Source organism: Enterobacter sp. CM29, from assembly GCF_013179605.1.
Classification (GTDB): Bacteria; Pseudomonadota; Gammaproteobacteria; order Enterobacterales; family Enterobacteriaceae; genus Enterobacter; species Enterobacter intestinihominis.
This window is the reverse complement of sequence record NZ_JABMCU010000337.1, coordinates 1-1,710: the sequence shown is the minus strand read 5'-3', so window position 1 is coordinate 1,710 and position 1,710 is coordinate 1. Positions and strand designations below refer to the sequence as shown.

Annotated in this window: 3 protein-coding genes; all 3 read right to left on the bottom strand. The window is 50.9% G+C overall.

Going from position 1 to position 1,710, the window contains the following annotated elements; genetic code table 11:
• Nucleotides 1-505 (bottom strand): universal stress protein UspE (uspE, locus tag HP459_RS22775; protein ID WP_171936906.1); only part of this gene is annotated, 505 nt, incomplete at its 3' end.
• A gap of 137 nt (nt 506-642) precedes the next feature.
• The gene (gene fnr, locus HP459_RS22770; RefSeq protein ID WP_000611906.1) at nt 643-1,395 is read right to left on the bottom strand and encodes a fumarate/nitrate reduction transcriptional regulator Fnr; all 753 of its coding nucleotides are present in this window, start codon (nt 1,393-1,395) and stop codon (nt 643-645) included.
• A gap of 183 nt (nt 1,396-1,578) precedes the next feature.
• The coding region (locus HP459_RS22765; RefSeq protein ID WP_171936905.1) for a methylated-DNA--[protein]-cysteine S-methyltransferase at nt 1,579-1,710 on the bottom strand (132 nt) is incomplete at its 5' end.

Here is a 1,710-nt window from a genome sequence, read left to right as displayed (position 1 = left end):
GATAATCCTCTTCGCTGGCCAGATTGACCGCCACGACGGCTTTCCCGCCCTCAGGCCACGGCTGATCTTTCACCATCCATACCGGACAAGGGCATTTGCGCAGCAGGTGCCAGTCGGTCGGGGTGAAAATCACGGATTCCAGTTTGTCATGCTGGTGCGCCATTTTCAGCAGCAGGTCATGCCCACCGGCCACCACTTCCTGAATAATGGCTTCGAAAGGACGGTTGTGCCAGACCACCTTGATATCGATAGGTACGCCCGCTTCCAGATAATACTTCGCCTGCTCGCGGATCCACGCGGTACGCTGGCTGATCACTCCCTGACGCATAGCGGTGCGCTCGTCAGGCGACAGAAGGGTGGTCATCTCGTATGAGAAGTCATAAATCGGCAAAAAGGCTTTAATTTTGCCACCAATCCGTTGATGTAAATACACAGCACGTCGTAATGCTGGCTGATCGTCCTGATTCGGATCGATAGCCACCAGCATATTTTGATACTTTGCCATACAGGTCTCCTTACTACTGTCACCACAGTCTGTAAGTAAAAGAGTAACCTATATATCTTGAATGAAACAGGGGGGAAGTTTTTGCCAGATCAATAATCATGAAAATTTATCGACCTGGCATAAGATATCCGGGAGAGTTATGCCACGTTACGTGAGTGACCCGCCAGAATGGCCAGGGCTTCACCGTTTTCAATGGTGATGTACTTACCTTTAACCGCCAGCATTCCGCTCTTCTGGAAACGACCCAGCAGACGGCTGATGGTTTCCACGGTCAGGCCCAGATAGTTACCAATATCGCCACGCGTCATGGTCAGACGGAATTCGCGTGGGGAGAAGCCACGTTCCGCGAAACGGCGGGAGAGGTTATAGATAAAGGCGGCCAGACGCTCTTCGGCATTCTTTTTGGAAAGCAGCAGGATCATATCCTGATCGCCTTTGATCTCACCGCTCATCAGACGCATCATCTGCTGACGCAGGTTCGGCATCTTACCGGACAGATCGTCCAGCGTTTCAAACGGGATTTCACAAACCATAGAGGTTTCCAGCGCCTGAGCAAAGCTCGGGTGATGGCCACTGCCGATGGCGTCAAAGCCGACTAAATCGCCCGCCAGATGGAAGCCAGTGATCTGCTCGTCGCCCTGTTCGGTAATGGTGTAGCTTTTGATGGTGCCAGAACGGATAGCATAGAGCGATTTCAGTTCGTCTCCCGCTTTAAACAGCGTCTGCCCTTTCTGAATAGGCTTTTTGCGCTCGATGATATTGTCAAGCTGATCGAGTTCATGCTCATTCAGAGTAAACGGGATACAGAGCTGGCTGATGCTGCAATCCTGGCAATGGATAGCACAACCGCCAGACTGAATGCGTCGTATAATTCGCTTTTCCGGGATCATAGGTTTGCTCAAGCCTTAATTGATATTGGTCAATTTTAACATCTTTTTGGTAAGGACGTAAGTCTGGCAAACCCCCAATAAAGACAAGAGACGGCAGCGAGTTGCCATCTCCTTGAAATTCCACAGAATGATTAAGGATTATTAGCCTAACAGGAAGAAAATTAAGCACAAAAAGCCTGGGAATTACAGCAGAAAATACCCTTCGTGACGCAGCAGCCACTCTTTACGCTGTACGCCCCCGGCATAGCCGGTGAGGGTGCCGTTGCGCCCGATCACGCGATGGCAAGGCACCACAATGCTGACGGGATTTGAGCC

Coding starts and splice junctions, on each gene's coding strand:
- fnr (WP_000611906.1), bottom strand. CDS start 1,395: ATGATCCCGGAAAAGCGAATTATACGACGCATTCAGTCTGGCGGTTGT.